A 25,205-nucleotide genomic window follows, 5' to 3' on the forward strand; every position below is an offset into this window, starting at 1 on the left:
CGCCCGAGCCCCCGGATGCCGTCAGGGCTCCGGGGCTCGGGCGTTCACCTGCCCCCTCTACGCCTGCGGATGAGTGCCGTACGCCCTCTCCACCCGTAGCCGCACCACCAGTCGACCGTCGCGGATCATGGCGGCGCGGTAGTCGTCCCAGTCGGGGTGTTCGCCCCCGATGTCACGGTAGAGGCAGACGAGTTCCTCGACCGTGTCGTCGTACGGCTCTGCGGCCACCGGCGAGAGGTCGGCGGTGCCGTCGACGACCGTGTAGGCCCACCGGTCGGCGGTGGTCACGTGGTACGACGCCCGGGGGTCGCGGCGCAGGTTGCGGGTCTTGGCGCGGTCGTCGGTGACCGAGATCCGGATGGTCCGCTCCTCCGGGTAGTAGGCGTGCATGACGTTCGACAGCTGGGGCCGGCCGTCGCGCCGGAGGGTGACCAGCACCCCGCTGTGGCCTTCGGAGAGCAGCTTCAGCAGCGCGTCCTCACTCATGACTCGCTCAACCGCCCGGAACGGCCTCACATTCCCAACGAGTAGACAGCGTCTACGCCCTGCTGGTAGACACTGTCTATGACCGAGCCCGAAAGCAGCAGTCTGCGCACCCGCCTGGTCGACGTCGGCGTAGAACTGGTCGCCACCGAAGGCGTGGACGCGCTGACCCTGCGCGAGATCGCCCGCCGCGCCGGCGTCTCGCACGGCGCCCCTCGCCGCTACTTCCCCACCCACCTGGAACTGCTGTCCGCCATCGCGCGCCGCGGCTTCGCCGAGCTGGCCGACCGGACGACGACGGTGACCGATGGGGACCCGCGTACGCAGCTCGAACAACTGACCCGGATCTACCTGGAGTTCGCCTTCGACAACCCCGGCATGTACGAGCTGATGTTCCGTCACGACCTGCTGGAAAGCGGTCGCTTGGGCCTCCGCGACACCAGCCTGCCGCTGTTCGGTGTCCTGGTGGACCTGGTCGGCCGGGTCCGCCCCGACGTGGACGCGCGGGCCGTCGCGGGCGCGCTGTGGGCGCAGCTGCACGGCATCGCCCAGCTGTGGGGCTGGGGCAGCCTTCAACTCGCCACTGGCACCGACGACTTCCTTCCCCTGCTGCGCACCGCCCTCGACGCCCACCTCGGCCCCGTGGGCGAGCGGTGAACCGCCGCCTCACGCTGGCGAGCAGCGTGGCGGGGGCCGTGCTCGTCGCTCTCGACGGCACGGTGCTCACCATCGCGCAGCCCACCCTGCAACGGGACCTGGACGCATCGTTCGCACAGGTCCAGTGGACCAGCACCGGCTATCTGATCGCGGTGGCCGCCCTGCTGGTGTTCGCCGGGCGGCTCGGTGACCGGTACGGGCACCGGCGCCTGTTCGCTACGGGCATGGTCGGCTTCGGCGTCACCTCGGCCGCGATCGGCCTGGCGCCCGGCGTCGGCTGGGTGATCGGGCTGCGGATCGCGCAGGGAGTCTTCGGCGCCCTGCTCCAGCCGGCCACGCTCGGCATGCTGCGCACCGCCTACCCGCCCGACCGGCTGCGAACGCCCCTCGCGGTGCGCACCGGCGCCATCGGGCTGGCGGCCGCGGCGGGGCCGGTCGTGGGCGGGGCGCTGGTGGACCTGCTGGGCTGGCGCTCGGTGTTCTTCGTCAACGTCGTCCCCGCCCTGGTCTTCGGTGTGCTCGCCCTGACGGCGGGCGGGCCGGAACGCCGGACGGCCACCGTGCGGCTGGACCCGCCGGGTGCGCTGATGCTCGCGGTGAGCCTGGCCTGCCTGGTGCACGCCCTGGTCGCACTGCCGGAGACCGGCCGGGCGGCCGTCGGCTTGATCGCAGCGGCCGTCGCCGGTGCGGCGTTCGTCCGGCATGAGCGCCGTACCGCCGCCCCGCTGGTGCCACCGGAGGTCGTCGGCTCGACGGGGGTCGCTGCGGCGCTCGGGGTGCTGGTGGCAGCGTCGGCGGCACTGCTCGGCACGCTGTTCGTGGGCACGTACGTCCTGCAGGGCGTGCTTGGCCTCGACCCGTTGCGCAGCGCCCTGGTCAGTCTGCCGCTGGCGGTGCTGATGGTGGCGGCGGCACCGGTGTGCGCGGTGCTGCTGCGCCGGGCCGGCCCCCGGCGGACGACGGTGGCGGCGATGGCCGTCCTGACCGTCGGCGTCCTGGTGCTCTCCGCGGGCTCGGCCACGCTCACGCTGTGCTGCGGTTTCGCCCTGCTGGGCGCAGGGTTCGGCACGGTGATGGTGGCGGCGACCCATGTCGTCGTACGCCGGCCCCCGGTCGAGTCGGCCGGCGTGGCGGGCGGTCTGCAGCAGACGGCGATGAACATCGGGCCGGTGCTGGGCGTGGCGGTGGCGGCCACGCTCATGGGCACCGGCGGGACCGGCGTGGCCCTGGCCGTCCTCGCCGTCGTGGCCGCGGCCGGGGCCGTGGTGGCCCTGGCGCTGCCGGGCCGGGACGACGAGGAGTCCGCACGTCAGGCGCATCGCGGCCGTCCGGCGGACCGTTTGCGGATTGCTGCGCGACGATGAGGTCTGAGGGCGCGTGGGCGGGGTATCCCGATCGCACTCGACGGAACCGGAGGCGAGCGATGGCACAGTTGCGGCAAGAGGTCGACCCGAGCGAGGCCGGGCTGGACGCGAAGGCGCTGGACCGCCTGGACCAGCACTTCGCCCACTACGTCGACGAGGGCCGGCTGCCCGGCTTCCTCGTCTGCGTGGCCCGCGGCGGCCGGGTCGCCCACCTCACGACGCACGGCTGCCGCGACATCGCCGCCGGACTCCCCGTCGAGCCCGACACGCTCTGGCGGATCTACTCCATGACCAAGCCGGTCACCGCGGTCGCCGCGCTGCTGCTGATGGAGGAGGGGCGGCTCTCGCTCGACGACCCGGTCGCCCGTCACCTCTCCGCCTTCGCCGACGCCCGGGTGTACGAGAGCGGCTCCGGCACGGACACCAGAACCCGCCCCGCCGCCGGGCCGATACTCGTCCGGCATCTGATGACCCACACCGCGGGCCTGACCTTCGGCTTCTACCACACCCACCCCGTCGACGCCCTCTACCGCGAGGCCGGTCTGGAGTCGTCCGTGCCGCCGGGCGCGAACCTCGCCGAGACGATCGAGGTGTACGCGAGCCTGCCGCTGCAGTTCGATCCGGGCACGCAGTGGAACTACTCGGTGGCCAGCAACGTCCTCGGCCGGGTCGTCGAGGTGGTGTCCGGGCAGCCGCTGGACGTGTTCTTCGCCGAGCGGATCTTCGGCCCGCTGGGGATGCCGGACGCCGGATTCGAGGTCACCGGTGAACAGGCGGGCCGGCTGGCCGAGTTGTACGGGGAGAAGGAGGACGGCACCGGAATCGAGCCGATCCCCGGACTGCCGCTGCACGGGCGGCCGCGGTTCCTGTCGGGCAGCGGCGGCATGGTGGCCGGCGCCTACGACGTGCACCGTTTCACGGAGCTGCTGCGCCGCCGCGGTGAGCTCGACGGCACCCGGCTCCTCGCCCCCGAGACCGTGGACCTGATGACCGCCAACCACCTCCCCGGCGGTGCCGACCTGCGCGCCTTCGGCAGCCGTCCGGCCCATGACGAGCCCGGCAACGACGGGGTCGGCTTCGGCTTCGGCGTGTCCGTGGTGATCGACCCCGACCGGACGATCGCGCACGCCGGGCTCGGCACGTACGGCTGGAGCGGCGTGGCGACCACGACGTTCTGGGTCGACCCGACCCGCGACCTGACCGTGCAGTTTCTGACGCAGGTGCGCCCGCGCACCTCGCACACGATGTTCCGGGACCTCAAGCAGCTGATCCACGACGCGGTGACGGACTGACCGTTTCAGCGCGTGAGCGGCCCCGGCGGGTCACCCCGGCCCGGACGCCGGGGCGGTCTCCCGTCAGGACGCGTGCCGCGCCGGCTCAGGACCAGTGCGCCACCGCGTCCAGGTGCGGCAGATGATGGTCCAGTCGCTCCCGCTTCGTCCGCAGATACGTGATGTTGTTCTCGCACGGCGGGATCAGCAGCGGAACCTCCTCGGCGACCTGGATGCCGTGCCGCAGCAACGCCTCCCGCTTGCGCGGGTTGTTGGACATCAGGCGCACCGAACGCACCCCCAGGTCGCGCAGGATCTCGGCGGCGACACGGTAGTCGCGGGCGTCCACCGGCAGGCCGAGGGCGAGGTTGGCCTCGACGGTGTCCAGGCCCTCCGCCTGCAGGGCCATCGCGCGCAGCTTGGCGAGCAGCCCGATACCGCGGCCCTCGTGCCCTCTGAGGTAGACGACGATGCCGCGGCCCTCGGCGACGACGGCACGCAGCGCGGAGGCCAGCTGGTCGCCGCACTCGCAGTGCTGCGAGCCGAAGGCGTCCCCGGTCAGGCACTCCGAGTGCAGCCGGGTGAGAACGTCGTCGGTGCCGATGTCGCCGTAGACCAGGGCCACTTGCTCGTCACCACGGTCGTGGTCCAGATAGCCGACCGCGCTGAATTCGCCGTACACGGTGGGCAAGGGGGCATTCACGACGCGTTCCACGCCCGTGCGCTGCGGTGACTTCTTGCCGATTACGCCAAGGTTTTCTGTCATGATTCTCGAGTTCCTATGCAGAGACGAAAGGCCGGGAAAAGATGAGTGGTTCGGGAACGCGGTCGGTGACACACGGGCTGGTGCCGTCCGACACCACGGAGGACGTACGCGCGCGCGGAGCCGGTGTCTCACGACAGGTCGCCGTCCTTCCCGTCGGCAGTTTCGAGCAGCACGGGCCGTTCCTTCCGCTGGCGACCGACACGCTCGTCGCCTGCGCGATCGCCCGGGAGATCGCCGACGCGTACCCGGTGCACCTCCTCCCTCCGGTGACGGTCTCCTGCTCGCACGAGCACGCGGCCTGGCCGGGGACCGTCAGCATCTCCTCAGTGACCCTTCATGCGGTGGTACGGGACATGGCGGCGTCGCTCCGCCGGTCGGGCGTCGAGGCCCTGGTCCTGGTCAACGGGCACGGCGGAAACTACGTCCTGGGCAACGTCGTTCAGGAGTCCTCCGCGCGGGGCGAGACCATGGCGCTGTTCCCGGCCGCTGAGGACTGGGAGGCGGCAAGGGAGCGGGCCGGGGTGCGGACCTCGCTGCTCACCGACATGCACGCGGGGGAAATCGAGACCTCCATCCTTCTGCACACTCATCCGGAATTGGTCCGGCCCGGTTATGAGAGCGCCGATTTCGTCGCGGACGACCGGCGCCAGCTGCTCACCCTGGGCATGTCCGCATATACCGATTCGGGTGTCATAGGCCGTCCTTCACTCGGAGCCGCGGAAAAGGGGAAGGAGCTGCTGGCGAGTCTGGCCGAGTCGTTCGGCGCGTATTTCAAGGTGCTCACCTCGCCATCGGCCCCGGCGGGGGGCGAGCGCGGGTAGTCGCCGTCGGGTGCGTGGCCCGGTTCCGCGTCCGGTACGACGGTCGCGGAACCGGCGCGCAGGTCTGCGTACCAGCGGGCGACCAGGACGAGGGCGCCCGGCAGACTCGCCACGAAGCTCAGCACGCCGTACACGACGGCGACGGCCAGTCCGTTGCCCGCGCCCAGCCCGGCGGCGCCGAACGCCCAGGCGGTGACGCCCTCCCTCGGGCCCCATCCGCCGACGTTGAGCGGCAGGCTCATCGCCAGCAGCGCAAGCACCGCGAGCGGCAGCAGTACGGTCACGGAGGCGGACGTTCCGGCGACCCGGGCGGCGAGCAGGAACATCACGACATAGCCGGCGAGGACGACGACGGACGAACCGACGACGCCCGGGCCGTTGCGGCGGGACAGCAGGGCCTCGCGTGCCTCGTCGAGCAGCGCAGGACGGCGGGTGGACGGCGTCCGGTTCATGCGCAGGGCGAGCACGATCGCGAGCGCGCCCAGCGCGGCGAACGCCAGCAGCACGGCGACGTGCCGGACCCCGGCCATGACCGGGGACGGGACGGTCAGCAGGACGGCCACGCCCGCCACGGCCAGCACGGCCTGACCGGCGGTCCGTTCAAGGACCACCGAGCGCACGCCGCGGCCCAGATCACCGGCGCTCCGCCCGTGCCGTACGGCGCGGTGCACATCGCCGAGGACGCCGCCGGGCAGGGCGGCGTTCAGGAACAGCGCACGGTAGTAGTCGGCGACGGCCGGCCCGAGCGGCAGCCGGATCCGCAGTCCCCGGGCCACCAACTGCCATCGCCAGGCGCTGAACACGGTGGTGAACAGGCCGATCCCGACCGCCGCGACCAGCGTGAACGCATCGATCCGCCGCAGCCCGTCCAGGAAGACACCGGTACCGAGGCGCCACAACAGGACGGCGAGGATGACGACACCGGCGATCGTGCCGAGGTGGGTCCGCAGGGCACGCCCGCGGCGGGGGCGGTCGGACGGGACGTCGGACGGGCGAGGGGTCACCGCGTTCCCATCGGGGAGCGGCCTCGCCGTCCCGGGCCTGGGCATCGGCAGCGTGACCGCGTGCGCCGTCCGCGCGCTCATGACGCTCCGCCCGTCGGCCGGGCCAGCGCCAGGAGGTCGCTGTGGTGGACGACGACGCGCAACTCGCCCGCGGCGCAGGCGGCCAGGCGGGCCGCCAGGTACTTCTGGGCGCGCCCCGCCAGCTCCGGGCGTTGTTCGACCGCCGCGCCGACCCAGCCGCGCAGCCACTGCGCCGTGAGCACGGCCTCGTCCGGGCCGAGCTTCCACGGGCTGGGCTGCACCCGTACGGTCGCCCCGTGGTCGGCGAACGCCTCGCACGCCACCGTGATCGCGTCCGGGCCGAGCAGGCCGCTGCGGCGCTGGTGGGCGTTGAACGCCTCGGTGATCTCCGTGTCGAGCGGGTCGCCGGGGGTGAGGTCGACGCGGCCGACCACGGACAGCGTCAGCAGCGCCGGGCAGCCGGCCCCGGTGCAGGCGGCGGCGAGGGTGTCGATCTCCTCCCGGGTGAGGACGTCGAGCAGCGCGGACGCCGTCACCAGGGACGCGCCGGCCAGGGCGTCCGGGGTGAGGCGGGCGACGTCACCGCGGCGTGTCTCGACGGTGACCCGGCTGCCGTCGGCGGCGGAACGCGGGGAGCCGACGGCGGCGAAGTGCAGGAGGTAGGGGTCGCGGTCGTGGAGGATCCAGTGCTGGGCGCCGTCCAGCCGGGGGGCGAGCCAACGGCCCATCGAGCCGGTGCCGCAGCCCAGGTCGTGCACGACGAACCCGTCCGCCCGTCCCGGCAGATTGACGAGCCGGATACGCAAGGGGTCGAGCAGCTCGGGCGCCCGTGCGGCCGCGTCGGCCCCCTCCCGCAGCTCCAGCCACTCGGGCGCGTACCGGGGCGGCTCGTCGGGATCGGCGTCACGCAACCGCACGGTGGGCCGCTCACCGGGGCGCGAGACGGGACCGGCACCGGCACTGACGGCCTCGCCGGGAGCCGCAGCAACGGGCCCGTCCTGGGGGTCGGCCTCCCCTGCGGCCGGAGCCGCCTGCGCACTCCCCCCGCTCTCCTCGCCCCGCGGTCCCGGCTGGGCCGGGATCCTCGCGGAGGCTCCCTGCGCAGCCGTCGGCGTGCTCCTCATGCTGCCCTCCGGGGTTCGTTCGGGAGCCGGCCCAGTACGCCGGCCAGGTTCTTCGCCGTGGTCGCCCAGCCGTCGAGTGCGGCACGGCGGTTGCGGGCGGCGGACTTCAGGCGGCGCCGTACGTCGGGCTCGCCGAACCAGCCGCGCAACTCGGCGGCGAGGGCCGCCGGGTCCTCCGGCGGGACGAGGATGCCGGGGACGCCGCCGTCGGGGGCGCGGCCGACCGCCTCGGGAAGGCCGCCGACGTCCGTGGCCAGCACCGGGATACCGCGCGCGAGGGCCTCGGTGACCGCCATGCCGTAGGTCTCGGCGTAGGAGGCGAGGACCATGAGGTCGGCGGTGGCGTAGCTGGCGTCGAGTTCGGCGCCGGCCTGGGGGCCCGCGAGGCGGATGCGGTCCTGCAGGCCGTACTTCCTGATCAGGGTGCGCAACTGCGCGACGTACTCCGGGTCCTGGCCGAGTCCGCCCACGCACACACAGCTCCACGGCAGGTCGGTCACCGTGGCGAGCGCCTCGACGAGCCGGTGCTGTCCCTTGCGCGGGGTGACCGCGGCGACGCACAGCAGTCGTGAGACACCGTCGGTTCCGGAGGCGAGGGGCGCGATGTCGGCGCCGGGGGCGGCGACATGGACCCGGTCGGGGGCGAGGCCGTGGTGGGCGACGAGCCGGCGGACCGCCCAGTCGCTGGTGGCGATCACCGCCCCGACGGCCCTGAGGACCGTGCGTTCCCTGGCGTCCAGTTCGGCCGCCGTGGCGGGCGCGAGGCCCGTCTCGTCGCCGAGGGGGAGGTGGACGAGGACCGCGATGCGCAGCCGTTCGGCCTCGGGGACGACGATCTCGGGGACGCCGCAGGCGACCAGCCCGTCGAGGAGTACGACCGAACCGTCCGGCAACTCCCCCAGTCTGCGGGCGAGTTCCGTACGAGCCTCGGCCCCCGGCCGGGGCCACGTCCCGTCGACGACCACCTTGCGGACCTGCCAGCCGAAGCCGACCAGGTCCAGACAGACCCGCCGGTCATAGGCGTTGCCGCCGCTCGGAGTGGCCGGGTCGTCCACGCCACCCGGCATGACGAAGTGCACGGTACGCAGGGACATGGGGATGATCTCGCCGTTCTTCGGGGCGGCGGGCTGGGCGGGGACGAAGGCGAGGGGCGACTTCTCCATGGTCGTGTCGGTCACAGGGCACGCTCGTAACTCGCCCAGGCGACATGCGACTCGTGCAGCGTGACCGTGATGCCCGCCAGTCCCTTGGCGCCCTCGCCCAGCGAACCCTTCTCGATCCGCTCGGCGAGCCGGTCGGCGATGACCTTCGCCAGGAACTCGGTGGAGGTGTTGATCCCGGCGAAGTCGGGTTCGTTGTCGAGGTTGCGGTAGTTCAGGTCGGCGACGACCGCGCCGAGCTCCTGTGTGGCCAGTCCGATGTCGACGACGATGTTGTCGTCGTCCAGCTGCTCGCGCCGGAACGTTGCGTCCACCAGGAACGTCGCTCCGTGCAGGCGCTGCGCGGGCCCGAAGACCTCGCCGCGGAAGCTGTGGGCGATCATGATGTGATCGCGGACGGTGACACTGAACAACGGACGACCCTCCAGGTGCGGGGCATGGATGCCGAGTAGTACGGCTGCTGTCCTTCCCTTGTTCAGCGGCTCGTACGTCTTTTCTGAGGTCAGGCTCCCGTTAGGCGGGGTCCTCGTACCGCACCCGGTGGCACAGCGCGGGAATCTCCCCGGAGGCGAGCCGGGGCAGCACATCCGGGAGTTCGTCGAAAGCGCACTCCCCGGTGACGAGCGCGTCGAGGGCCGGGTCGGCGAGCAGGTCGAGGGCGAGGGCCAGCCGGTCGGCGTAGGTGCGGCTGGCGCGGCGGGCCGGGGAGACGGTGCCGACCTGGCTGCTGCGGACGACCAGGCGACGGGAGTGGAAGGCCTCGCCGAGCGGGAGACTCACCCGGCGGTCGCCGTACCAGCTCAGTTCGATGACCGTGCCTTCGGCGGTGAGGAGTTCCAGGGAACGGGCGAGTCCCTGCTCCGTCGCGCTGGCGTGGACGACGAGGTCGCACTCGCCGAGCGCGTCCTCGGGGGACGCGAAGTCGACGCCGAGCGCCTCGGCGACCTTGGCCCGGCCGGGGTCGGCGTCGACCAACTGGACGCGCACGCCGGGGAACCGGGCCAGCAGCGCGGCCACCGAGCAGCCGACCATGCCCCCGCCGACCACCGCGATCCGGTCGCCGACCAGGGGCGCCGCGTCCCACAGCGCGTTGACGGCGGTCTCCACGGTACCGGCGAGCACGGCCCGTTCGGCGGGGACGTCGTCCGGTACGGGTGTCACGGCGGCGGCGGGGACGACGTACCGCGTCTGGTGCGGGTAGAGGCAGAAGACGGTACGGCCGACCAGGTGTGCCGGCCCCTGCTCCACGAGACCGACGTTGAGGTAGCCGTACTTCACCGGGCCGGGGAAGTCGCCCTCCTGGAACGGCGCCCGCATGGCCGCGTACTGGCTCTCCGGCACCCCGCCGCGGAAGACCAGCGTCTCCGTGCCGCGGCTCACCCCGGACCACAGGCTGCGGACCAGCACCTCGTCCTCGGCGGGATCCGGAAGGTCCACATCCCGTATCTCGCCCTGACCTGGCGAGCGGAGCCAGAACGCACGTGCGCTGCGGGTCATCGACAGGTCCTCCTGAACGATCGGGAAGTTGTTCACGTACCGAGGTGTGCACAAGCCGCGCACAGTACGCGGCGTTGATCGACTCTGTCACACGGCCGGAGGATGTTCGGTGGCCCTGAACAACACGTACGACGCGAGGCTGGTCCAGCAGGAGACCGCCGTGGGCGCGGGCCTGCAGGTCCTGTTGCTGGCCCTGCTGGGCACGGCGATCGGCATGGGACCGGCGGGCTGGCTGACCGGCCTCGCCTTCGCGATCGCCACCTGGGCGGTCCTCTCGCGGGCCCTGCACCGGTCACGGCTGCGGTCCTTCGGCCCGGCCAACCGGGTCACGCTCGGGCGCGCGATCCTGGTCGGCGCGGTGACCGCGCTGGTCGCCGACTCCTTCCAGAGCTCACCGCCGGTCACGCTGTTCGTCGGCCTGACGGCGGTGGCACTCATCCTGGACGGCGTCGACGGCAAGGTCGCCCGGCGCACGGGCACGTCCTCGGCGCTGGGGGCGCGGTTCGACATGGAGGTCGACGCGTTTCTGATCCTGGTGCTGAGTGTGTACGTGTCGATGTCGCTGGGTCCGTGGGTGCTGCTGATCGGCGGCATGCGGTACGTCTTCGTCGCCGCGGCACGTGTCCTGCCGTGGCTCGACGCCCCGCTGCCGCCGAGCACGGCCCGCAAGACGGTGGCCGCACTGCAGGGCGTGCTCCTGCTGGTCGCCGCCGCGGACCTGCTGCCCCTCCTGGCGAACGCCGGGGTGGTGGCGGTGGCATTGACTCTCCTGGTGTGGTCCTTCGGACGGGACGTGCTGTGGCTGTGGCGGACGTCGCGGGGGCAGCAGGACGGGGCCGTAAAGGCTGCGGGCCGCGCTGTGACGCCCACCGGAGCGAGCGCTCGCATCGAGCCGGCCGCCCCCGCCGGCACCGCCCCGCCCCTCGACGTCTCCGAGAAGGTGCTGGAGCCCGTCGCCGGCTGACGGCCGTCGTTCAGGTTGCCCGGCGCGGCAGCAGCCAGACCGCCGCTGCCGGTACGGCGGCCAGCGCCAGCCACGGCACGGCCGACGGCAGACCCGCGTCGAGCAGTGAGCCGGTGGCCGCGCTGCCGACCAGGACGATCAGCCCCGAGACCGAGGACAGCGCCCCGGTGTACAGACCGAGCCGGCCGTCCTCCGCAAGGTCCGGTACCCAGGCCCGTGCCGCGGGCGCGACGAGCATCTGCCCGACGGTGAGCAGCACGACGAACCCGGCCGCGGGCACCAGCCCCGCCGTACCGCTCCACCCGGCGGGCCGCGCCACCGCGACGACGGCGAACCCGGCGGCGATCAGCAGCAGTCCGGCCGCCATGGAGCGGCGCAGGGCGAGCCGGTCGCCCACCCAGCGGGTGACGGGCAGTTGGGCGGTCACGACCAGCAGCGAGGACAGCGCGAACAGCCAGGCCAGCGGCGCCTGCGAACCCGTAGCACGCTCCACCTCGTCGGGCAGGGCGAGATAGAGCTGGTTGTACGCCAGGAGATAGGCACCGTAGGCGCAGCACAGCGCCAGGAAGCGCCGGTTGCGCAGCAGCGCCCGAAGCCCGCCCTTCACCCGGACGCGCTCCCGCCCGGGGATGCGCTGCGGCAGCAGCCACGCGTGCCCGGCGAGGACCAGCACGAAGACCCCCGCACCGGCGAGACACGCCGTACGGAAATCCACCGCGAGCAACAGCGCGCCGAGCAGCGGGCCGACGAACGCACCGGCCTGACCGGCCACGGTGAACAGCGCCAGCACCCGGGTGCGCGAGCCCCCGCTCTCCTCCTCCCACAGCACCGCCTGCCGGGCGACCTCCGATTCCACGGCGGGCGAGAACAGCGCCGCGGCGAAGCCGATCAGCAGGACGGCGCCGATCACCGACCAGGTCTGCCCGGCGTGTCCGAGCCAGGCGAACCCGGCGATGCGCAGCGCGCAGCCGGCGAGCACGACCGGCCGGATGCCGTACCGGTCGGCGAGCGCCCCGCCGACCACGAACAGCCCCTGCTGGCTGAAGGTCCTGAGCCCGAGCACGAATCCGACCAGCCAGCCCGCCATGCCGATCGCCTGTCCGAGGTGTTCGGACAGGAAGGGCAGGACGGCGTAGAAGCCGATGTTGAAGGCGAGTTGGGTGAGGATCAGCAGTCGCAGGAGCGGCGACAGGCGGGTGCGTTCCGCTGACCGCCGAACGCGGGCGGCGGACAGGGCGGTCATCGGGTCTCCGTTCCGACGGCGGCCAACTCCTTGGTGACCGGCACCTGTTCGGCCCGGACGGCGGCCGTACGGCGGTCCGCCCGCCGGGGCCGCCATCGCACTCCTCCCCCAGCCTTCGGCCGGGGGGACCCCCGGCTCGCTCCGCTCGCCGCGGTCACCGCGAGCGCGCCGAGGAGGGCGAGGACGGCGGCGGGGGCGAGGACGGCCCAGGGGGCGCGCTCGGCGTAGGGCTGGTTCTCGGCGAGCAGCAGGCCCCACTCCGGGGACGGCGGCTGGGCGCCGAGGCCGAGGAAGGCGAGGGAGGCCAGGGAGAGTGCGACGCCGGGCAGCCGCAGCAGGGCGTGGCGGGTGACGGGCGGCAGGACGGCGGGCAGCAGTTCGTGGCGCAGCAGGTACCGTCGGCCGGCGCCCAGGGCACGGGTGGCGGTGATGTGCACGGCGGCGCGTTCCTGCAGCAGCAGCGAGGAGGTGTGCGCGGCGAGCGGCGCCCAGGCGACGGCGCTCACCGCGAGCGCGGGCGTGGCCGTTCCGCCGCCCACCACGGCGGTGACGAGCAACGCGCCCAGGACGGCCGGTACGGCGTTGACGGTGTCGACGAGGGGCCCGGAAAGGCGGGGCACCAGCCCGAGCAGCACGCCGGTGAACAGGGCGACGACGGTGATGGCGAGGGCGAGCAGCAGGGTGTCCAGGGCGCCGTGACCGATCCGGGCGAGCATGTCCCGGCCCAGCGAGTCGGTGCCGAACGGGTGCGTCCAGGAGGGCGGTCGGAGGCGCTCGGTGGTGTCGAGGGCGAGCGGATCGCGGGGCAGTCCGGCGGCGATGACGCCCAGCAGTACGGCGGCGTGCACGAGGGGCAGGATGCGGCGTGCGGGCGGGGTGGGCCGGTGCAGGGTGGGCAGGGCACCGTCGCGCAGGGCGGGGCCGATCAGCAGTCGCGCGGCGAGCCGGGCCAGTGCGGTGGCCGCCGCCGCGACCAGCAGAAGGGCCAGGGTGCCGGCCTGGAGGACGGGCAGGTCCTGGGCGAGGGCGGCCTGGAGGGTGGTGCGGCCGAGGCCGGGGATGTCGAAGATCTGCTCCACGGCGACGGCCCCGCCGGTGAGGCCGACGACGAACAGCCCGGCGTTCGGCAGCAGCGCTGGCACACACCGCCGCACCGCCTGACGTGCGATGCTCCGCCCCGGCAGCCCGCGCGCCGCCGCGGCCAGCGCCCACGGCTCGGCGAAGGCACCGGGCAGCAGATCGTCGAGCATCCGCCCGAGCACGGCCCCGGCGGGCACCCCGAGGGCGAGCCCGGGCAGCACCGTCCACTGCGGCCCGTACCAGCCGAGCGCGGGCAGCCACCCGAGCTGCACTCCTACGACGGTGGCGAGCACGGACGCGGTGAGGAACTCGGGCAGCGCGGCAAGGACCGCCGACCCGCTGCCGCCCGCCCGGCGCCCACCGAGCCGGCGGCGCGAACCGAGCCACAGGGTGCGGGCGCACACGAGCCCGGCGGTGACCGCCGCGACGACCAGGGCCACCGCCGTCAGCAGCAGGGACACGCCGAGCGCCGCGAGCACGGCCGGCATGACCTCGGTACCGGACAGCCAGGACCGCCCGGCGTCCCCCCGCGGCAATCCGGCCAGCCACTGCCCGAACAGATGCAACGGACCGGCGTCGAGCCCGAGTTGCGCGCGGATGTCCGCCAGCACCTCGGGCGTGGGCTCACGGTCGGCCGAGCGCGCCTTGAGCACGGTGAGCGCCGGGTCGGTGTGCGCGAGCCACGGCAGCAGGCCGGTGGCGCACACGAGGGCGGCGGCGAGTGCGGCCCGCCACAGCAGCGTGACCGCCCGTCGGTGGTGGTGCATCGTTCAGCGCCGCGTCCCGGTGCCGACGAGGGTGCGCTCGTACGGGTCGAGGAGCGCACCACGGACGTCGGCGCCCACACCGGTGATGACCCGTTGGTGGACCAACGGGACCACGGCGTCGGTGCCGAGGATCCGCGCCTCGGCGGCCATGACGGCATCCTGCCGCTCGGCGGTGTCGGAGGTGGCCTCGGCCCGGGCGACGGCGCGGTCGACGTCCTTGTCGCACAGCAGCGCCAGGTTGTAACCGCCGTCGCAGGTGAAGTCGCCGGCGAGGACGGCGACGGGGTCGCCGGTGTCGACCAGGCTGTTGCGCGCGAGCACGAAGGCGTCGAACCTGCCGGCCAGCGCGTCGCTCTCGATCCGCGAGTACTCGCGCACCTCCAGCGTCACCTTGAACCCGGCCTTCTCCAGCTGCTGCTTCAACACCTGGGCGACCTCCGGCAGTTCGGGCCGGTTGTCGTACGTGGCAAGCGTGATCGACGTGCCGTCGGGCTGCGCGGCCCGCGCCCGCCCCACGGGCTGCTGCCGCTTGCCCTCGGCCCAGGTCACGGCCGACCCGTAGATGCCGACACCGGCATCGGCGTGCCCCTCGTACACGCCGTCGGCGAGCGCGGAGGTGTCGACGGCGGCCCGCGCGGCGGCCCGCAGCTTCGCGTCCTTGAACACACCGGACCTGCTGTTGAGCAGCAGGCTCGTGGTGCGGGTGGTCGCGGTCTCCCGGCGGGTGTCCTCCTCGAGGCTCGCGGCCTGCGCGACGGGCACCGCCTCGGCGAGGTCGATGTCGCCGGTACGCAGGGCGGCGGTGCGGGCGGTGCCGTCGGCGACGAACTTCGCGTCGATGCCGGAGGCCTGGGCGCGGCCGCCCCAGTAGTCGTCGTGGCGGTCGAGGGTGGCGGAGCTGCTGCCGGTGACCTTGGTGAGCTCGAAGGGCCCGGTGGCGGTGCCGACGAGGTCGACCCGGTCCTTCTCCTCGTAGGCCTTCGCCGAAAGAACCGCGAGGCTGGGACTGGCGAGCCGCAGCGGCAGTACGGGATCGGGTTCACCGGTGGTGATCCGTACGGCACTTCTGCCCTCGGCCTTCGCGGTGAGGGTGACACCGGAGAGGGCAGCGGGCTCGGGCTCGGCCTCGGTGGCCTCGGTGAGGGAGGCGGCGACCGCCTGCGCGGTGACGTCGGTGCCGTCCTGGAAGGTGGCCTCGCGCAGGGTGAACAGCCAGGTCCGGGCGTCCTTGCGCTGCCAGGAGACGGCGAGCGCGGGCGCCGCGGCACCGTTGGCGTCCAGGGCGGTCAGCCTCTCGGTGACGCCGAGCCGGCTCAGGATGGTCGCGTCGGCGCCGTACGGGGAGAGGTTCTCGGCGGGCGGGAAGGCGAGCGCGACCCGCAGCCGGGAGCCGTCCTCGGCGTCACCGGAGGAGCCGGTGTCGCCGCCGGAGGCGAAGCAGCCGGCGAGCAGCGGTATGAGCAGCACGGAGGCGAGCAGCCGGGAGGAACGCACGCGTGTCACCGCCCCAGGGGAATCTCGAAGTGCACGATCCCCTGCCCGCCGCCGGGGCCCTCCCGCTCGTCGTGCACCACCTTGGCGAGCGACCGCCAGAAGGCTTCGGCGCCCGGCACGGCAGGATCGGTGTGCAGATACGCGGAGCGGTATCCGCCCTCGGCCTCGGCGAAGGTGACCAGTGCGTCCACCAGCCGCCGGGCGAGCCCGCGACGGCGGTGCTCGGGGCGCACATACACCCGGCGCAGCTGCGCGGTCTCGCCGGAGGGGAAGCGCTCGGCGACGTCCCGTGGGTTGGGCGGACAGGCCGGGCCACGGGAGTCGAGGGCGGCGGTGGCGACCACGCTGCCGTCGCCCTGGTCCACCGCGACGAGGAGGGTGTGGCGGGCGGGGACGAGATAGGCGGCGGCCGGGTCGATGATGTCGCCGTGCCAGCGGGGCACGTATCCGGTCCCGAAGTCGCGGTAGACGGTGTCGAGCATGACGGCTCGGGCGCCGTCGAGGTCTTCCGGTTTCGCGGTCCTGATGCAGTAGTCACGCACTTGCACATCATATGCATTAACTCCGACGCATGATCACCAGTCGTCGCCGCCCATCTTCGTGAGGTGGTCCTCCGCTCCGTCGTCCCATGTGATCACGAACGTGTCCCGCCCACGGATCGGGTCCGTGGAGATGACGGCCGTACCTTCGAACACGTCGGTCTTCGGGCGCCCCGGTTTCAGATCCTCCGTGTTGACGCACGTGATCTTCACTTTGTAGGGGTCCGGCCCGGCGGTGAGGGCGCGGCGGATCGGGGACCAGGAGGGGTGGTGGGCATGGGCGGTCCGTTCACCGGTTGACGATCGAGGAGAAGGCGTCGCGCACGTCGGACGCGGACGGGTTGACGTACTCCGCCGACGGAGGGACGCCGTAGTAGGAGAGGAGGTAGGGGCAGCTCGTCCCGCCGATCTGCACGCTGCGGTCGGCCACGAGCTTCCCGGTGCGCAGTTCGTACGCCTTCACCGGGACGCGGATCTTGTGGAACGTGACGTTCCTGGTGGGCCCACCGGAGTCGGAGTCCTGGTAGGGGCATGTCTCCACGGCGGTTCCGAAGTCCGCCGTCCCCACGCACACGATCAGTGCGGCCTTGTCCGGGATCTGTGCCTTCCAGCGGTCGGGCAGCTTCTCCGTGTACTCGTCGTCGCCCACGAAGAGCGCGGGGTTCGATCCCTTGCGGTAGGCGGGCGCGCCGCTGTACTTCGCCGGTGCCGCGCAGTACCCGCCCGTCGCGTTGTTCTTCGTGTCGCGCACCAGTTCGCGGACGTGGTCCAGCTGGATGCCGAGGGTGACCTTGCGCAGCCCGCTGCGGGCCTGCTTCGTGCGGGCGTTGTCCGGGTGCTCGTCGAGGAGTTGCCGGTATCGCGACCGGGCCTGCGTCCACTGCTGCTCGCTCAGGAGGTCGTCGCCGCAGCCGAGGAGGGCGGCCGGCGCGGTCCGGTCGGCGGTGGCCGACGACCGGTCCAGTACGTCGTTGCCGGGCTTGCGCGCGCGGAGCCAGTCGGTGATCCGTACGGTCTCGCACGGGTCGCCCGTGGGCAGGCCGCCGAGGAACTCGTCCAGGGCCGTCTCGACCGTCTTGTCGTTGCCCGGCTCCTTCAGGAGCGCGGACAGCATCGCGTACCCCGCCCCGAGCGCCTCGACGTCGGCGTCGAGAAGCCCCGCGGACAGCTCGGCCCGTGCCTCGTCCAGCCGCCCGCAGGCCTCGACGGCTACATCACCACGGGCGGCCTGCGGGGCGCCCACGAGACGGTGGCCGAACCACACGTCCTCCTGCGCGGTCACCACTCCGACGCAGTCCCCGCTCTCGCGCGCCTCGGTGACGCGGTCCTCGATCGCGTGCGCGTCGAACCGCAGCAACCCGACGACCAGCAGCACAGGGACCGTCACGGCGAGCGCGCGCAGCCACTGCCCGAGCCGTGCCGGGCCCTGCGGACCAGGCGGTGCAGGGTGCAGCTGAGCGAGGGGGGCCGGGTCCTGCTGCCCGAGTCGCCTCCGCTTCAGCCCTCCGCGCGCCAGGAGCCACCCGTGCGCGACCACCAGCAGCCACCACAGCAGCAGCACGGCCTCGCACCACGTCTCCGCGACCGAGACGGCCGTCCACACGAGCGCGACGGTGACCGTGCCGGTGGCGAAGAACAGCCCACGGCGCCCCATCAGCAGGTAACCGACGCCCAGCAACGATGCGTTGCCGACAGCGACGGCCACCGGGTCGCGCTCCGCCCGGACCTCGGGCGGCTCGTCCGCAGCGTACGCCGGCTCGTCCATGATCCTGCCCCCCCTTTTCGGTGCTCGGTGTATGCCGACTCGTATCAGTCGTCGCTCAGGGCCCGGCCGGCGTGCAGGAGGTCCATCCGGGCGCGGACGTACGCCTCGGCCCTGGGCGTGTACAGCAGGGCCACCCCCGGGACCGCGAGGGCGGCAGCGAGGAGGAGGGTGATGCCGCCGTAGAGCGGGTCGGCGAGGGCGAACGGCGTGGCGAACACCAGCGTCACCACCGTCAGCCAGGTCACCGTGGTCCGGGCGGTACGCCGTCCCCGGCCGGCCCGGATCCCGAACCAGAAGCAGGCCAGGACGAGCCCGGCCGTCAGGTTCTGCACTCCCGGGTCGGACGACGCCGCCACGGCCGCCACGAACGTCCCCAGGATCACCAGGATCACCGCGAGGGTCACGCTTCCGGGCCGGCGGGCGTCGTCGGGGCTCATCGGTGTTCCTCCCTCGGTGGGGGTGTGCGGGCCTTGCGGGGCGACGCGGCACACGAGCGGTAGCGCTCCGCGCCGCCCCGGACTCCCCCTTGGCGTCAATCACACCGCCGTACACCGTTGTTCAGCAGCCCGATCGCGGCACTGAACAATGCGGCGCGACGGCGGACCCGTGCTTGAACAGCCATCCGCGCGCAAACAGTGAAGGCACAGTGCCCCCCCCGGCGGAACCGTCGAGGACATGAACGGCCGCATCCTGGAGGGAGAGGAGGAAGAGGAGGCGTGATGCGGACCAGCGACGAGATCTATCACCGGGTCCTCTGGGACCCGCGCTTCGACCCGGCCCGTTTCGTGCTGGGGATCAGCCAGCGCGGGGACGCCCCCGAGCGCATCCCGCTGCCCTCCTTCGTGCCCGGGGGCGACATCCCGTGGCACCGGGTGGTGTTCATCGAGGCGGACGGCGAGGTGGTCTGGGACCGGGCCACGGGTGTGGACTGCATCGACACGTCGGACGCCGGCCGGGTGCGGGGGGATGCGCCCACCCCCGAGGCCTGGCACGTATCGGACCATTGCGGTGTGGAAACCGACCCGGGCTCCGGCGGGAGCGAGCCCGCTGGCGTCCTCGACGTATCCCCGACGCCCCGCACGGCGGTGGCCTGGATTCCGCCTGCGGAGCTGTGGCCGCCGATCCAGGACATCCGTCGGGATCACGATCCGCAGATCCGCCGCTGGCCGCCGCACGTCAATCTGCTCTTCGGCTTCGTGCCGGAGTCCGACTTCGAGCGGGCGGCCCCGCTGCTGGCCGCGGCGGCGGTCGAGACGCCGGTCTTCACGGCCAGGCTGGACGGGGTGCGCACCTTCCGGCACCGGGCGTACTTCACCGTGTGGCTCGACCCGGCGGCGACCGGCGAGACGCCGTGGGCGGGTCTGTACCGCGCTCTGCAGCAACGGTTCCCACGCTGTCGTGGGCGCGCCAAGGGCTTCACACCGCATCTGTCCCTGGGTCGGACCCGGGATGCGCAGCGGGTCGCCGCCGACTGTGCCGCCCGGCTCGACGCCATGACGGCGACGGTCTGGGAGCTCGTCCTGCTCTCGCGCAGGGGCGACGGGCCGATGCGGCCGCGGGCAACGGTCGCTCTCGGCACGGGCGAGGTCCGCCGGCTGCCCGACCCAGGCCCCGGTGCGCCGGGCGCGGAGGACACGGCCTGGCTCTCCGTGATCACCGACAGGTGAGACTAAGGGCCGTCTGAGGTTCAGGTCGACCGCTGACACCTTCCGCATCACCGTCAGTCCTCCCATTGGGATGTGTATCGGCCCTACCTGAGGCAGATGTCTCGCGGGAGTCGGTCCGCCCCATGGCGGGTTCGTGGCATAGGGGCCCCATCGTTCACTTCCTGAACCAGGAGAGCCGCCCCATGCCGTCCAACTCCCCGGATTCGCCCGGCCGCCCGCGTACGGGAGGGACCGCCGTCGGCGCTAACGCGTCGGCAGCGTCACCAGCGCCGGTGCGTACCCGGTGGGCCGGGCCGTGAAGGTGCCGCGGCCCTGGGTGCGGCTGCGCAACCGGGTCGCGTAGCCGAAGAGTTCGGCCAGCGGCACGGTGGCGGTGACAACCGCCGAGCCCTACAGCCACGCACTCACCGGCCACCTCGAAACGGTCACGTCGGTGGCCTTCAGCCCGAAGGGCGACACCCTCACGTCGGCGAGCTACGACCTGACAGCACGGGTATGGCCCCTGGACGCGAACAGCGCGATCGACCGCGTGTGCGCATACAGTGGGGGTGACTTGACGGGGGAGGTTTGGGGGGAGCTGGTGCCGGGGTTGGAGTTCCGGGACGGGTGCGGGGCTAGCGGGATGGTCGGCCATTGAGAGCCCGCGGCTGGATCCTCGGCGTATGGGCAGTGCTGTGTCTCGGCGGGCTCGCAGCCACCTCCTCACTCAACGCCGAGCCCGCCACCGAGGAGCCAGAACCGCGCGAGACAGCGGTCGACACAGTCGTCGTGGACTGCGAGCGGATCGCGGACGAGATCGAACGGGACAGGATCGAGGCGCATGAGGCCCGCCAGCGGACCGGAGAAGCCACGATCGATCAACGGATGACAGCCGTGCCCGAGCAGTGCGCGGACGAACTCGACGAACGCGGCATCAGGTACCGCTGACGACGTCAACGAAGCGTCTGCGTAGTCGCGACGAACCTCTCCGCGTCATCCAGCCAGGGAAAGTGCCCCGCCCCCGACGGCACCACCAGCTCCGCCTCCGGAAACAGCCCCGCATACTCCGCTTTTCCCGCAGATCTGTGCAACCTTTTCACAGTCCCGCTGGTCGCCTTCTGCATGCACGTGCACTCACGCACGGGGCACGCCACGCTCGCCGCCCGAGCCGAGGCCCCCGACACCCAGCCCCCTGAGCGAGCCCACGTTGTCGCGTCCGCCAAGGTCGCCCACGTTGAGCGAGTCGCCCTGGCTAACTGACCTCGGGCCCCACGCTGCCCATCCCGCACGTACGACCCGCACCGCCCGGAGCTATCCCATGCCGAACGCAGAAGAAGACACCCGCAAGGTCCAGACCGCCGTCTCCGGGCACGCCGGATCGGACCTGCCGGTGTATCTCCCCATGGACGCCGGAGAGTTCTCCGCGTTCATCTCCCGCTATTCCCAACGCGCCTTCTTCTGCGGAACGCTCCTCGGCGGCTGTGGCCAGAGGCTGTCACCGAAGCAGTACCGGGACCGCAAGTGCCACTTCGCCCATGTGTCGGCAGCAGTCAGCTGCGGCCGTACGGAGGGAGACGAGGCCAGCGCCGACCACCTCTACATCGGGCGTGCCATCGCCGACTGGCTGAAGCGGCAGAATCAGCGGGCGGTTCAGCCCGTGTACAAGCCCAAGGGCCATCAAGTCCGCGACGTCATCGATGTGTCGTACGAAGCAGGGCGCCGACTGGTACGCGTTCAGCTCGCCCGGCTATCCAAGCGGGAGTGGGAGGAGTCCGACGCGGAGCTCGGAGCCCGGTACGCCGGACTCAACTGGTTGTTCGGACCCGACAGTCTCCTCGCCAACTGGCAGATCGATCGACAGGGTTATGCCCTCCGGGTGCAGTGCCGGTCGCTGGGTGCAACCCGCGAGGTGGAAATCGGAACCCAGTTTCCGGACCGGCCCGTGGAATGGACGTCTCTGTCCGAATGCTCTCTCACGCCGGAAGGCATCGTCACCCCGGACCTCTTCCACACGCCGAGCGGTATCGTTCCGCGCCACGCCGTCCCGGCAACGCCGGCCCTTCCCGCGTCCGCCCTGCCGCTCACCCCGGCCTCCGTCCTCATCACCGACGCCGTGCTGTCCCACGCCACCGACACACACCGCTTCTTCGACATCTCCATACGCGTCAACGCCCGCCTGTCCCTCCCAGCCCAGGCGGAGACGCCCGACGTCCATCATGCGTACCTGCCCATGGGCGCCACCCTCTCCCTCGACAGCGATGGCACTTGGCTGATCGAGGCCAGGGCGCTGCACCGCATCCGGGCCGACACCACTGCCCAGCAGAAAACGGACAGCGGCTGGCCTCCCGCCGACACTCACGATCCGTCGCCCCAGGAACAGCCGCTTCCCTCTGACGCCGACATCATCACGTCCTTCCGCGCGACGCTGGAGAACGCAGCGCGGAGCAAGAACGTCGTGACCATGGCAACGCTGTGCAGGCGAGCGTCCCTCCACAACCATGAATTCTCCGTGGAACGGTGGCGGGAGCTGCTCGTCCAGGTCGAGCAGCCCCGGACACCCGGTAAGCCCATCCTGTCAGCCCTCATCAAGGGGCGGGGCGGTGGCCCAGCTCCGTTCTTCGGAGAGGTGCTCCGCGGACTCGGCTGGACGAAGGACTTCTCGGACGCCGAGTTGCCCGGCATATGGGACCGCGAACGTCGCCGCGCCCACGCGGCCTACAGCAGAAGCGGCCCGGCGAACCCACCGCCTCCCCCAAGCCATGAAGCCCGGATCCGAACATCGGGCCGGATCGGAGGGATGCGGGCCGATGCTGCCGCCGCCCGGCGCGCGACCTTCGACGCGCTGCTCGACCTGGCTCATGAGGCACGGCACGCCGGTGATCTCGATGCCTTCGAGCAGAACCTGTTCCTGGCGGAACGGGCAGCCTGGTCGACGGACGCCCACGAGACCGTACGGGGCCTCACGGACTGGCTGGTGGACCGGCGCGGCGACGAGTTGCACGAGATCTGGGAACGCCTGTCCGCGCTCGTCGATCGGCTCAACCGCGAGGGAGACGACCTCCATCCGGACCAGCTGCGCCGCGTTCTCCGGAGCGCTGAGGAACTCGCCGAAGAGATCGGAGAGGAGCTGGCAGCGGAGGAGCTCCGCGACATCGCGCGCTGGCGGCAGCACCTGACACGGGCCAACAAGCGCCTCACGCTGTCGGAGATGCGCGGCCACGCCGTCGCCGTCCGCGTCGCGCTGCGCCGGACCGCGCGTGCGGGGCATGCGACGACCTGGGGCGAACTGGCTCTGCGGATCGGAGCCCCGCTCGCGGCTCTCCACCCGGACGACAAGGTCGCCGTACTGGTCGAGGCCGACCGCGAAACACCGGACGACAGGCCGCTGCTGTCCGCACTGATCACCGCACACGGCGCCGACCAGCCGCATCCGCTTTACCGGCAGGTCCTCTTCAACCTGGACCGGCCAACTCCCCCGCCTGAGGCACTGTTCATGCACTGGCGCATGGCCCTGCGGCGGCACTCCGAACTACGGTGACGCCCGCTTCCTGCGGGCCCGAGGGCTCCCTCCCCGCGATTGGCGGATCCGTGCCACTCCCGCCTCCGGTAGTGCCTGGTCACGAGCTCCCGAGCTGGCACAGATCTGCCAATCACCGTCCCCGGCGGCGGTCACGACCGCACCGCCGCCAGCAAACGCACCACGGCCGGACTCTACGGTCGCCGCCAGGGCACAGCCGGCCGGTCAACGTCCCAGCAGCAATTCTGCGTTGACGGCATCGACACGGGCGTACAGGGGTCCATCGGTAACAACGACCTCCCCCATTCCCCGGCGCCGCGGATCCACCTCGATCACGGTGACGAGCGCGTTGCCCAGCCCGACCACCACCCACCAGTCCCGAGCGTCCGCCCGCACCCGCCAGGTCGACTTCACCCACCTGCCCGTGTCGGTGCGTACTTCGGCAGAGACCAGTTCCCAGCTCTTCGGGTCGAAGGACGTCAGCTCCTCGACAGGTGCGCTCCACTGGCGCAGACGCTCGGTCACGTGCTGACCGTGTGCCTTAAGCCGTGCCGGCTCGCACAGGATGTGCCGGACGCGCGTGAACAGGGAGGTCGGCCCCGACTCGATGTGGAAGCGGGCGGTCTCGAAGCGAGGTGGCACGGTGAACTCCTTGATCGGGATGGTCGGGGCAGGGGTGGCAGCACGGAGGGTCGACAGGCTCATTCCGTGCCCGGTCTCCGTTCTCGGACCGGTCAGGTGTCGTGCTGGAAGCGCACCGGTTCACCCAGCACAGCGCGAGCGCCGTCGAAGTCGGCCAAGCGTGCCGCGACCGTGGCGACCGCGAGGCGCTCCGGGAGAGCGGCGGAGAACTTCAGGCCGCGTACGGCGCGGTGGTCCACGTCGGGCAGGACGAGGTTCTCTCTGGCACTCTCGCGAGCCGTGCGCCAGGCATCCAGGGTGAGGTCCTCGCGCAGCCGGACCCAGCCGTCGGTCGGCCTCTGCAGGGGATCGCTGACCGACTGCAAAGTGGCTGCCAGGGTCGCGTTGGGTGTCGTTGCGCAGGCGGGTGCGCATGTCGTGTGATCCTCGCTCTATACCTCTGGGGAAACCCAACGCGGCGGGTGCTGTGCACGCATATGCGCGGTAAATGTCTCGGCGATGAGCGGCAGCCAGTCCAACCAGGCGAGGGTTCCCGAACCCAGTCCGTGTTCGATCTCGAAGAACCTCACCAGCGACTCTTCATCCTGGAAGACGCTCATTGCTTCTGTGCACTCCGCTGCGATCCGGGGAAGTCGCCAGAGGCAAATGGGATGACAATGCTCGATATAGAGTTCGAGTCCTTCAAGCTCGGTCAGGCCTTCCTCGACCGCCATGCCGTCCTGACCGAAGTAGTTCAGCAAGAATTCACGGAGCTGCGGAAATCGATGGCCGAGTTCCCAGCTCGTCGGAGTCGCGTGAGAGAGCTTGGTCACAAACCCCGAGGGCCAGGATTCCACGTGACGGGCAATGTCCCACAGCACCAACCATGGTTCGTCCAGCGCCGGATCGGCGACCAGTTCGGCCAGATCAGCGGGTACGACACAGCGACTTTGGACGTCCGGGCTCAGGGCATCAGCGATCAGGCGCACCTCAGCGGCGATCTCGTAAAGGTTTCTTCCCCCACTCTCACCCGCCTGCCACAAGGCCCGGATCGCGGGTTCGAGAGCGGCCTGGCGTTCCTCCGGAAGGGCGGGAATACCACCCCTTCGGAACACGGACAGCAGAACCCTCGCTCCCGCAAAGCGAAAGTGGTTGATTGTCTCTTCGCTGAGCATGCCGTGCTGTCGTTCCTCAGACGCCACACAGATCAGTTAGCCGACTACATGCCGGATGAAATCCCCCCACGCAGCGGTGGAGAACGTGAATCGCGGCCCGTCCTTCTCCTTGGAGTCGCGTACATGCACGGCTTCGGGCGCGTGAGCGACTTCCAGGCAGCTGTCGCCCTCAGACCCGCTGTAGCTGCTCTTGAACCAGGCCAGCTCACTGTTGATGCTCATAGCA

General features: G+C 71.9%; 25 protein-coding genes and 4 pseudogenes. 9 read left to right on the plus strand and 20 right to left on the minus strand.

Going from position 1 to position 25,205, the window contains the following annotated elements; translation table 11 throughout:
- Positions 1 to 57 precede the first annotated feature (57 nt).
- The gene (locus ACFV7R_RS02895; RefSeq protein ID WP_385259150.1) at positions 58 to 486 is read right to left on the minus strand and encodes a PPOX class F420-dependent oxidoreductase; all 429 of its coding nucleotides are present in this window, start codon (positions 484 to 486) and stop codon (positions 58 to 60) included.
- A 78-nt stretch (positions 487 to 564) separates the two neighbouring features.
- On the opposite strand from ACFV7R_RS02895, the gene ACFV7R_RS02900 reads away from it, so the two are divergent.
- From ACFV7R_RS02900 to ACFV7R_RS02910, 3 genes are read left to right on the plus strand one after another with little or no spacing between them, the layout of a single operon-like run.
- The gene (locus ACFV7R_RS02900) at positions 565 to 1,140 is read left to right on the plus strand and encodes a TetR/AcrR family transcriptional regulator (RefSeq protein ID WP_385259153.1); all 576 of its coding nucleotides are present in this window, start codon (positions 565 to 567) and stop codon (positions 1,138 to 1,140) included.
- The gene (locus ACFV7R_RS02905; RefSeq protein WP_385259155.1) at positions 1,137 to 2,504 is read left to right on the plus strand and encodes an MFS transporter; all 1,368 of its coding nucleotides are present in this window, start codon (positions 1,137 to 1,139) and stop codon (positions 2,502 to 2,504) included. Before ACFV7R_RS02900 ends, ACFV7R_RS02905 begins: the two co-directional genes overlap by 4 nt.
- A gap of 59 nt (positions 2,505 to 2,563) precedes the next feature.
- A complete protein-coding gene (locus ACFV7R_RS02910) occupies positions 2,564 to 3,796 on the plus strand; it encodes a serine hydrolase domain-containing protein (RefSeq protein ID WP_385259157.1) in 1,233 nt (410 codons plus the stop codon).
- Between the two features lie 85 nt (positions 3,797 to 3,881).
- On the opposite strand, the gene ribA is transcribed toward ACFV7R_RS02910, so the two are convergent.
- Positions 3,882 to 4,541, minus strand: coding sequence for a GTP cyclohydrolase II (gene ribA, locus ACFV7R_RS02915; RefSeq protein WP_385259160.1), 660 nt, complete (start codon positions 4,539 to 4,541; stop codon positions 3,882 to 3,884).
- A 41-nt stretch (positions 4,542 to 4,582) separates the two neighbouring features.
- Here ribA and ACFV7R_RS02920 point away from each other — a divergent pair.
- Positions 4,583 to 5,242, plus strand: a pseudogene (locus ACFV7R_RS02920) (creatininase family protein); the annotation flags it as partial.
- On the opposite strand, the gene ACFV7R_RS02925 reads toward ACFV7R_RS02920, so the two are convergent.
- The 5 genes from ACFV7R_RS02925 to ACFV7R_RS02945 form a co-directional block, all read right to left on the minus strand.
- Entirely contained in the window at positions 5,152 to 6,447 is a 1,296-nt protein-coding gene (locus ACFV7R_RS02925) for a lysylphosphatidylglycerol synthase transmembrane domain-containing protein (RefSeq protein WP_385259163.1), read from the minus strand. The pseudogene ACFV7R_RS02920 and the gene ACFV7R_RS02925 overlap by 91 nt on opposite strands.
- The gene (locus ACFV7R_RS02930) at positions 6,444 to 7,511 is read right to left on the minus strand and encodes a trans-aconitate methyltransferase (protein ID WP_385259166.1); all 1,068 of its coding nucleotides are present in this window, start codon (positions 7,509 to 7,511) and stop codon (positions 6,444 to 6,446) included. Before ACFV7R_RS02930 ends, ACFV7R_RS02925 begins: the two co-directional genes overlap by 4 nt.
- Positions 7,508 to 8,689, minus strand: a complete 1,182-nt coding sequence (locus ACFV7R_RS02935; protein ID WP_385259168.1) for a glycosyltransferase family 4 protein — start codon at positions 8,687 to 8,689, stop codon at positions 7,508 to 7,510. Before ACFV7R_RS02935 ends, ACFV7R_RS02930 begins: the two co-directional genes overlap by 4 nt.
- Positions 8,686 to 9,084: a 6-pyruvoyl tetrahydropterin synthase family protein gene (locus ACFV7R_RS02940; protein WP_385259171.1), complete on the minus strand. Its 399-nt coding sequence runs from the start codon at positions 9,082 to 9,084 to the stop codon at positions 8,686 to 8,688. Before ACFV7R_RS02940 ends, ACFV7R_RS02935 begins: the two co-directional genes overlap by 4 nt.
- A gap of 100 nt (positions 9,085 to 9,184) precedes the next feature.
- Positions 9,185 to 10,168, minus strand: coding sequence for a zinc-binding alcohol dehydrogenase (locus tag ACFV7R_RS02945; RefSeq protein ID WP_385259731.1), 984 nt, complete (start codon positions 10,166 to 10,168; stop codon positions 9,185 to 9,187).
- Positions 10,169 to 10,277: 109 nt separating this feature from the next.
- Between ACFV7R_RS02945 and ACFV7R_RS02950 the strand changes: the two genes are divergently transcribed.
- Positions 10,278 to 11,132 carry a CDP-alcohol phosphatidyltransferase family protein gene (locus tag ACFV7R_RS02950; RefSeq protein WP_385259173.1) on the plus strand — a complete coding sequence of 285 codons (855 nt, stop codon included), beginning with the start codon at positions 10,278 to 10,280 and terminating at the stop codon, positions 11,130 to 11,132.
- A 10-nt stretch (positions 11,133 to 11,142) separates the two neighbouring features.
- Here the strand turns inward: ACFV7R_RS02950 and ACFV7R_RS02955 are convergent, their stop codons facing one another.
- From ACFV7R_RS02955 to ACFV7R_RS02985, 7 genes are all read right to left on the minus strand, one after another.
- Complete coding sequence (locus ACFV7R_RS02955) at positions 11,143 to 12,375, minus strand: MDR family MFS transporter (RefSeq protein ID WP_385259176.1); 1,233 nt, start codon at positions 12,373 to 12,375, stop codon at positions 11,143 to 11,145.
- Positions 12,372 to 14,222 (minus strand): ABC transporter permease subunit, encoded by a 1,851-nt coding sequence (locus ACFV7R_RS02960; RefSeq protein ID WP_385259179.1) that lies wholly within the window; start codon positions 14,220 to 14,222, stop codon positions 12,372 to 12,374. The genes ACFV7R_RS02955 and ACFV7R_RS02960 overlap by 4 nt, the downstream gene beginning before the upstream one ends.
- A 3-nt stretch (positions 14,223 to 14,225) precedes the next feature.
- Positions 14,226 to 15,725, minus strand: a complete 1,500-nt coding sequence (locus ACFV7R_RS02965; protein ID WP_385259181.1) for an ABC transporter substrate-binding protein — start codon at positions 15,723 to 15,725, stop codon at positions 14,226 to 14,228.
- Positions 15,722 to 16,258, minus strand: a complete 537-nt coding sequence (locus tag ACFV7R_RS02970; RefSeq protein WP_385259184.1) for a GNAT family N-acetyltransferase — start codon at positions 16,256 to 16,258, stop codon at positions 15,722 to 15,724. Before ACFV7R_RS02970 ends, ACFV7R_RS02965 begins: the two co-directional genes overlap by 4 nt.
- A 33-nt stretch (positions 16,259 to 16,291) precedes the next feature.
- Positions 16,292 to 16,468, minus strand: coding sequence for a hypothetical protein (locus ACFV7R_RS02975; RefSeq protein ID WP_385259187.1), 177 nt, complete (start codon positions 16,466 to 16,468; stop codon positions 16,292 to 16,294).
- 76 nt (positions 16,469 to 16,544) lie between these two features.
- Positions 16,545 to 18,020 (minus strand): tol-pal system YbgF family protein, encoded by a 1,476-nt coding sequence (locus tag ACFV7R_RS02980; RefSeq protein ID WP_385259190.1) that lies wholly within the window; start codon positions 18,018 to 18,020, stop codon positions 16,545 to 16,547.
- Between the two features lie 44 nt (positions 18,021 to 18,064).
- Positions 18,065 to 18,457: a hypothetical protein gene (locus ACFV7R_RS02985; RefSeq protein ID WP_385259193.1), complete on the minus strand. Its 393-nt coding sequence runs from the start codon at positions 18,455 to 18,457 to the stop codon at positions 18,065 to 18,067.
- 282 nt (positions 18,458 to 18,739) lie between these two features.
- Here ACFV7R_RS02985 and ACFV7R_RS02990 point away from each other — a divergent pair, with 282 nt between their 5' ends.
- Complete coding sequence (locus tag ACFV7R_RS02990) at positions 18,740 to 19,687, plus strand: RNA repair domain-containing protein (RefSeq protein WP_385259196.1); 948 nt, start codon at positions 18,740 to 18,742, stop codon at positions 19,685 to 19,687.
- 243 nt (positions 19,688 to 19,930) lie between these two features.
- On the opposite strand, the pseudogene ACFV7R_RS02995 reads toward ACFV7R_RS02990, so the two are convergent.
- A pseudogene (locus ACFV7R_RS02995) lies at positions 19,931 to 20,077 on the minus strand (hypothetical protein); the annotation flags it as partial.
- Between ACFV7R_RS02995 and ACFV7R_RS03000 the strand changes: the two are divergent.
- Together ACFV7R_RS03000 and ACFV7R_RS03005 are read left to right on the plus strand one after the other, a co-directional pair.
- The gene (locus ACFV7R_RS03000; protein WP_385259198.1) at positions 20,061 to 20,324 is read left to right on the plus strand and encodes a hypothetical protein; all 264 of its coding nucleotides are present in this window, start codon (positions 20,061 to 20,063) and stop codon (positions 20,322 to 20,324) included. The pseudogene ACFV7R_RS02995 and the gene ACFV7R_RS03000 sit on opposite strands and share 17 nt — an antisense overlap.
- Positions 20,321 to 20,614 carry a hypothetical protein gene (locus ACFV7R_RS03005; RefSeq protein WP_385259200.1) on the plus strand — a complete coding sequence of 98 codons (294 nt, stop codon included), beginning with the start codon at positions 20,321 to 20,323 and terminating at the stop codon, positions 20,612 to 20,614. Before ACFV7R_RS03000 ends, ACFV7R_RS03005 begins: the two co-directional genes overlap by 4 nt.
- A gap of 5 nt (positions 20,615 to 20,619) precedes the next feature.
- Here the strand turns inward: ACFV7R_RS03005 and ACFV7R_RS03010 are convergent.
- Positions 20,620 to 20,736 (minus strand): annotated as a pseudogene (locus tag ACFV7R_RS03010) (alpha/beta hydrolase); the annotation flags it as partial.
- 248 nt (positions 20,737 to 20,984) lie between these two features.
- On the opposite strand from ACFV7R_RS03010, the gene ACFV7R_RS03015 reads away from it, so the two are divergent.
- Entirely contained in the window at positions 20,985 to 23,204 is a 2,220-nt protein-coding gene (locus ACFV7R_RS03015) for a competence protein CoiA family protein (protein ID WP_385259202.1), read from the plus strand.
- 204 nt (positions 23,205 to 23,408) lie between these two features.
- Here ACFV7R_RS03015 and ACFV7R_RS03020 read toward each other — a convergent pair whose 3' ends face one another.
- The 4 genes and pseudogenes from ACFV7R_RS03020 to ACFV7R_RS03035 all read right to left on the minus strand — a co-directional run bounded on the left by ACFV7R_RS03020 (position 23,409) and on the right by ACFV7R_RS03035 (position 25,201).
- Entirely contained in the window at positions 23,409 to 23,888 is a 480-nt protein-coding gene (locus ACFV7R_RS03020; RefSeq protein ID WP_385259205.1) for a hypothetical protein, read from the minus strand.
- Between the two features lie 29 nt (positions 23,889 to 23,917).
- Positions 23,918 to 24,211: pseudogene (locus ACFV7R_RS03025) on the minus strand (ATP-dependent helicase); the annotation flags it as partial.
- A 45-nt stretch (positions 24,212 to 24,256) separates the two neighbouring features.
- The gene (locus ACFV7R_RS03030) at positions 24,257 to 24,979 is read right to left on the minus strand and encodes a hypothetical protein (RefSeq protein WP_385259207.1); all 723 of its coding nucleotides are present in this window, start codon (positions 24,977 to 24,979) and stop codon (positions 24,257 to 24,259) included.
- A 36-nt stretch (positions 24,980 to 25,015) separates the two neighbouring features.
- The gene (locus tag ACFV7R_RS03035; RefSeq protein WP_385259210.1) at positions 25,016 to 25,201 is read right to left on the minus strand and encodes a DUF397 domain-containing protein; all 186 of its coding nucleotides are present in this window, start codon (positions 25,199 to 25,201) and stop codon (positions 25,016 to 25,018) included.
- Between the last annotated feature and the right edge of the window lie 4 nt (positions 25,202 to 25,205).

The organism is Streptomyces sp. NPDC059866 (genome assembly GCF_042731325.1).
GTDB classification, from domain to species: Bacteria; Actinomycetota; Actinomycetes; order Streptomycetales; family Streptomycetaceae; genus Streptomyces; species Streptomyces flavusporus.

Bases quoted from the DNA above. Each gene is read 5' to 3' on its own strand.
- ACFV7R_RS02985 (WP_385259193.1), bottom strand. From the start codon at position 18,457: ATGAGCCCCGACGACGCCCGCCGGCCCGGAAGCGTGACCCTCGCGGTG.
- ACFV7R_RS02930 (WP_385259166.1), bottom strand. From the start codon at position 7,511: ATGAGGAGCACGCCGACGGCTGCGCAGGGAGCCTCCGCGAGGATCCCG.
- ACFV7R_RS02925 (WP_385259163.1), bottom strand. From the start codon at position 6,447: ATGAGCGCGCGGACGGCGCACGCGGTCACGCTGCCGATGCCCAGGCCC.
- ACFV7R_RS03030 (WP_385259207.1), bottom strand. From the start codon at position 24,979: ATGCTCAGCGAAGAGACAATCAACCACTTTCGCTTTGCGGGAGCGAGG.
- ACFV7R_RS02910 (WP_385259157.1), top strand. From the start codon at position 2,564: ATGGCACAGTTGCGGCAAGAGGTCGACCCGAGCGAGGCCGGGCTGGAC.
- ribA (WP_385259160.1), bottom strand. From the start codon at position 4,541: ATGACAGAAAACCTTGGCGTAATCGGCAAGAAGTCACCGCAGCGCACG.
- ACFV7R_RS02980 (WP_385259190.1), bottom strand. From the start codon at position 18,020: ATGGACGAGCCGGCGTACGCTGCGGACGAGCCGCCCGAGGTCCGGGCG.
- ACFV7R_RS03035 (WP_385259210.1), bottom strand. From the start codon at position 25,201: ATGAGCATCAACAGTGAGCTGGCCTGGTTCAAGAGCAGCTACAGCGGG.
- ACFV7R_RS02900 (WP_385259153.1), top strand. From the start codon at position 565: ATGACCGAGCCCGAAAGCAGCAGTCTGCGCACCCGCCTGGTCGACGTC.
- ACFV7R_RS02945 (WP_385259731.1), bottom strand. From the start codon at position 10,168: ATGACCCGCAGCGCACGTGCGTTCTGGCTCCGCTCGCCAGGTCAGGGC.
- ACFV7R_RS02960 (WP_385259179.1), bottom strand. From the start codon at position 14,222: ATGCACCACCACCGACGGGCGGTCACGCTGCTGTGGCGGGCCGCACTC.
- ACFV7R_RS02990 (WP_385259196.1), top strand. From the start codon at position 18,740: ATGCGGACCAGCGACGAGATCTATCACCGGGTCCTCTGGGACCCGCGC.
- ACFV7R_RS03015 (WP_385259202.1), top strand. From the start codon at position 20,985: ATGCCGAACGCAGAAGAAGACACCCGCAAGGTCCAGACCGCCGTCTCC.
- ACFV7R_RS02955 (WP_385259176.1), bottom strand. From the start codon at position 12,375: ATGACCGCCCTGTCCGCCGCCCGCGTTCGGCGGTCAGCGGAACGCACC.
- ACFV7R_RS02895 (WP_385259150.1), bottom strand. From the start codon at position 486: ATGAGTGAGGACGCGCTGCTGAAGCTGCTCTCCGAAGGCCACAGCGGG.
- ACFV7R_RS03020 (WP_385259205.1), bottom strand. From the start codon at position 23,888: ATGAGCCTGTCGACCCTCCGTGCTGCCACCCCTGCCCCGACCATCCCG.